Annotated in this window: 1 protein-coding gene and 3 rRNA genes; 1 reads left to right on the forward strand and 3 read right to left on the reverse strand. The window is 56.5% G+C overall.

Annotated elements, in window-relative coordinates; genetic code table 11:
- Nucleotides 1-7 precede the first annotated feature (7 nt).
- From rrf to A5767_RS01655, 3 genes are all read right to left on the reverse strand, one after another.
- Nucleotides 8-124, reverse strand: a 5S ribosomal RNA gene (gene rrf / locus A5767_RS01645).
- A 109-nt stretch (nt 125-233) separates the two neighbouring features.
- Nucleotides 234-3,368 (reverse strand): 23S ribosomal RNA (locus A5767_RS01650).
- A gap of 300 nt (nt 3,369-3,668) precedes the next feature.
- A 16S ribosomal RNA gene (locus A5767_RS01655) occupies nt 3,669-5,190 on the reverse strand.
- The 16S, 23S and 5S rRNA genes sit together here, the layout of an rRNA operon.
- Between A5767_RS01655 and A5767_RS23580 the strand changes: the two genes are divergently transcribed.
- Nucleotides 5,187-5,410, forward strand: a 224-nt coding sequence (locus A5767_RS23580; protein WP_231913093.1) for a hypothetical protein, incomplete at its 3' end; no start/stop codon positions are given. The two genes, A5767_RS01655 and A5767_RS23580, sit on opposite strands and share 4 nt — an antisense overlap.

The following is a 5,410-nucleotide window of genomic DNA, read 5'->3' on the forward strand; positions in this document are numbered from 1 at the left end:
AACGGGTGTTCGGCGGTGTCCTACTCTCCCACACCCTGTCGAGTGCAGTACCATCGGCGCAGACAGGCTTAGCTTCCGGGTTCGGAATGGGACCGGGCGTTTCCCTGTCGCTATGACCGCCGTAACTCTATGAAACAATAGTCCACGCAGATTCCTCGAATCACCTGCTGCTGCAGGATTTTCGGATCTGTGTGTGTTGTTTCAGATACCGCACAGTGGACGCGTAACATCTTCGTGGTAAGTCCTCGGCCTATTAGTACCGGTCACCTCCACCCATTGCTGGGCTTCCAGTTCCGGCCTATCAACCCGGTGGTCTGCCGGGGGCCTTACCCCCTCGAGGGGGTGAGAAACCTCATCTTGGAACAGGCTTCCCGCTTAGATGCTTTCAGCGGTTATCCCTTCCGAACGTAGCCAACCAGCCATGCCCCTGGCGGGACAACTGGCACACCAGAGGTTCGTCCGTCCCGGTCCTCTCGTACTAGGGACAGCCTTCCTCAAGTTTCTAACGCGCGCGGCGGATAGAGACCGAACTGTCTCACGACGTTCTAAACCCAGCTCGCGTGCCGCTTTAATGGGCGAACAGCCCAACCCTTGGGACCTACTCCAGCCCCAGGATGCGACGAGCCGACATCGAGGTGCCAAACCATCCCGTCGATATGGACTCTTGGGGAAGATCAGCCTGTTATCCCCGGGGTACCTTTTATCCGTTGAGCGACACCGCTTCCACATGCCGGTGCCGGATCACTAGTCCCGACTTTCGTCCCTGCTCGACCTGTCAGTCTCACAGTCAAGCTCCCTTGTGCACTTGCACTCGACACCTGATTGCCAACCAGGCTGAGGGAACCTTTGGGCGCCTCCGTTACATTTTGGGAGGCAACCGCCCCAGTTAAACTACCCACCAGGCACTGTCCCTGAACCAGATCATGGTCCGAGGTTAGAGGTCCAATACGATCAGAGTGGTATTTCAACAACGACTCCACCCATACTGGCGTATGAGCTTCACAGTCTCCCACCTATCCTACACAAACCGAACCGAACACCAATACCAAGCTATAGTGAAGGTCCCGGGGTCTTTTCGTCCTGCCGCGCGTAACGAGCATCTTTACTCGTAATGCAATTTCGCCGAGTCTGTGGTCGAGACAGCAGAGAAGTCGTTACGCCATTCGTGCAGGTCGGAACTTACCCGACAAGGAATTTCGCTACCTTAGGATGGTTATAGTTACCACCGCCGTTTACTGGGGCTTAAATTCTCAGCTTCGCGGATTGCTCCGCTAACCGGTCCTCTTAACCTTCCAGCACCGGGCAGGCGTCAGTCCGTATACATCGTCTTACGACTTCGCACGGACCTGTGTTTTTAGTAAACAGTCGCTTCTCTCTGGTCTCTGCGACCACCCCCAGCTCGGACCGCAAGGGCCGTCACCGGGCGTGGTCCCCCTTCTCCCGAAGTTACGGGGGCATTTTGCCGAGTTCCTTAACCACAGTTCTCTCGATCGCCTCGGTATTCTCTACCTGACCACCTGTGTCGGTTTGGGGTACGGGCCGTGTACCAACTCACTAGAGGCTTTTCTCGGCAGCATAGGATCACTGAATTCCCCTCAACGGGTACGCATCACCTCTCAGGCTGTGTGAATGGCGGATTTGCCTACCATTCGCCCTACCGGCTTACACCAGGTACTCCATCACCTGGCCCAGCTACCTTCCTGCGTCACCCCATCGCTTGACTACTACAATCAGGGTCCCGTGCAGCCATCCCCACAGTTCCCGAAGGAACAGCGGAAACTTTTGGACGGTTAGCACAACTGATTCGCCATTGGGCGCGGATACACGGGTACGGGAATATCAACCCGTTGTCCATCGACTACGCCTGTCGGCCTCGCCTTAGGTCCCGACTCACCCTGGGCGGATTAACCTGGCCCAGGAACCCTTGGTCATCCGGCGGACGAGTTTCTCACTCGTCTTTCGCTACTCATGCCTGCATTCTCACTCGCGCAGCCTCCACACCTGGATCACTCCGGCGCTTCCACGGCTGCACGACGCTCCCCTACCCACCCACACCACTGCCGGAAAAGCCGTAACCCTTCCGGGGTGTTGTGTGAGTGCCGCGGCTTCGGCGGTGTACTTGAGCCCCGCTACATTGTCGGCGCAGAACCACTTGACCAGTGAGCTATTACGCACTCTTTCAAGGGTGGCTGCTTCTAAGCCAACCTCCTGGTTGTCTCAGCGATCCCACATCCTTTTCCACTTAGTACACGCTTAGGGGCCTTAGCCGGCGATCTGGGCTGTTTCCCTCTCGACTACGAAGCTTATCCCCCGCAGTCTCACTGCCGCGCTCTCACTCACCGGCATTCGGAGTTTGGCTGATTTCGGTAAGCTTGTGGGCCCCCTAGACCATCCAGTAGCTCTACCTCCGGTGAGAAACACGCGACGCTGCACCTAAATGCATTTCGGGGAGAACCAGCTATCACGGAGTTTGATTGGCCTTTCACCCCTACCCACAACTCATCCCCTCAGTTTTCAACCTAAGTGGGTTCGGGCCTCCACGACGTCTTACCATCGCTTCACCCTGGCCATGGGTAGATCACTCCGCTTCGGGTCTAGAACATGCCACTACATGCGCCCTATTCGGACTCGCTTTCGCTACGACTACCCCACACGGGTTAACCTCGCGACATGCCACTAACTCGCAGGCTCATTCTTCAAAAGGCACGCCATCACCCACCACGAACTGAATCGTGCATCGGCTCTGACGGATTGTAAGCGCACGGTTTCAGGTACTATTTCACTCCCCTCCCGGGGTACTTTTCACCTTTCCCTCACGGTACTAGTCCGCTATCGGTCACCAGGGAGTATTCAGGCTTATCGGGTGGTCCCGACAGATTCACACCGGATTTCACGGGCCCGGTGCTACTCGGGTATTCGAATCGACAGTCACCGTGTTTTCGTCTACGGGATTCTCACCCTCTACGACAGGCCGTTCCAGACCACTTCGACTAACACGACGATTTCTCACTGTCGGCCGGCATGGCAGCGCCGACACAACGAACCCCACAACCCCGAATACACAACCCCTGCCAGGTATCACATGTACTCGGTTTAGCCTCATCCGCTTTCGCTCGCCACTACTCACGGAATCACATGTTGTTTTCTCTTCCTGTGGGTACTGAGATGTTTCACTTCCCCACGTTCCCTCCACACACCCTATATATTCAGATGCGGGTAACACGACATCACTCGTGCTGGGTTTCCCCATTCGGAAATCCTCGGATCACAGCTCGGTTGACAGCTCCCCGAGGCATATCGCAGCCTCCCACGTCCTTCATCGGCTCCTGGTGCCAAGGCATCCACCGTACGCTCATAAACACTTACAACAAAGATGCTCGCGTCCACTGTGCAGTTCTCAAACAACACACAACAACCCCTACCGCAAGAAAACTGATTTCCTTGTTTCGCGGATCATCGTCGCTGATCAAACACATTGCGTGTTCTCTCAGGACCCAACAGTGCACCGATATAACCACCGCGACGAGGATCTGTATCCCCGCCATACGCGGTGATGGTTGTCAGCGTTCCACCCATGAGCTTCTGCCGTTCCACCTGCGGGAACGAAACAGTCTCTGCCCGTGAGGAAGTCACCTGTGTGACCCCTCGCCGGGAGAAATGCTCCTTAGAAAGGAGGTGATCCAGCCGCACCTTCCGGTACGGCTACCTTGTTACGACTTCGTCCCAATCGCCGATCCCACCTTCGACGGCTCCCTCCCACAAGGGGTTAGGCCACCGGCTTCGGGTGTTACCGACTTTCATGACGTGACGGGCGGTGTGTACAAGGCCCGGGAACGTATTCACCGCAGCGTTGCTGATCTGCGATTACTAGCGACTCCGACTTCACGGGGTCGAGTTGCAGACCCCGATCCGAACTGAGACCGGCTTTAAGGGATTCGCTCCACCTCACGGTATCGCAGCCCTCTGTACCGACCATTGTAGCATGTGTGAAGCCCTGGACATAAGGGGCATGATGACTTGACGTCGTCCCCACCTTCCTCCGAGTTGACCCCGGCAGTCTCCTGCGAGTCCCCACCATCACGTGCTGGCAACACAGGACAAGGGTTGCGCTCGTTGCGGGACTTAACCCAACATCTCACGACACGAGCTGACGACAGCCATGCACCACCTGTCTACCGGCCACAAGGGAAACCACATCTCTGCAGTCGTCCGGTACATGTCAAACCCAGGTAAGGTTCTTCGCGTTGCATCGAATTAATCCACATGCTCCGCCGCTTGTGCGGGCCCCCGTCAATTCCTTTGAGTTTTAGCCTTGCGGCCGTACTCCCCAGGCGGGGCGCTTAATGCGTTGGCTACGGCACGGATCCCGTGGAAGGAAACCCACACCTAGCGCCCACCGTTTACGGCGTGGACTACCAGGGTATCTAATCCTGTTCGCTACCCACGCTTTCGCTCCTCAGCGTCAGTTACTGCCCAGAGACCCGCCTTCGCCACCGGTGTTCCTCCTGATATCTGCGCATTTCACCGCTACACCAGGAATTCCAGTCTCCCCTGCAGTACTCGAGTCTGCCCGTATCGCCTGCAAGCCCGCAGTTGAGCTGCGGGATTTCACAGACGACGCGACAAACCGCCTACGAGCTCTTTACGCCCAGTAATTCCGGACAACGCTCGCACCCTACGTATTACCGCGGCTGCTGGCACGTAGTTGGCCGGTGCTTCTTCTCCCACTACCGTCACTTGCGCTTCGTCATGGGTGAAAGAGGTTTACAACCCGAAGGCCGTCATCCCTCACGCGGCGTCGCTGCATCAGGCTTGCGCCCATTGTGCAATATTCCCCACTGCTGCCTCCCGTAGGAGTCTGGGCCGTGTCTCAGTCCCAGTGTGGCCGGTCGCCCTCTCAGGCCGGCTACCCGTCGTCGCCTTGGTAGGCCATTACCCCACCAACAAGCTGATAGGCCGCGGGCTCATCCTGCACCGAAAAACTTTCCACCCCTCGCCATGCAGCAAGAGGTCATATCCGGTATTAGACCCAGTTTCCCAGGCTTATCCCAGAGTGCAGGGCAGATCACCCACGTGTTACTCACCCGTTCGCCACTAATCCACCCAGCAAGCTGGGCTTCATCGTTCGACTTGCATGTGTTAAGCACGCCGCCAGCGTTCGTCCTGAGCCAGGATCAAACTCTCCGTTGAAGACTCACAATCACCCCCAAAAGGGGCAATCAGTCAAAGACAAAAGAGTCAAATCACTAGCAAAAAAACTCAAACTAGCTCAAACACTGATCATCCCAGACGGAAGAATGAGACGATCAGCAAATACCCACCCCATCGAAAATGATGGAGCGGAGTACCAAAAATATTTGGCACTGACATTCATCGGCACACTGTTGAGTTCTCAAAGAACACGCACACA

The sequence above is a fragment of the Rhodococcus sp. 852002-51564_SCH6189132-a genome (assembly GCF_001665495.1).
In the GTDB taxonomy this organism is placed as follows: domain Bacteria; phylum Actinomycetota; class Actinomycetes; order Mycobacteriales; family Mycobacteriaceae; genus Rhodococcus; species Rhodococcus pyridinivorans.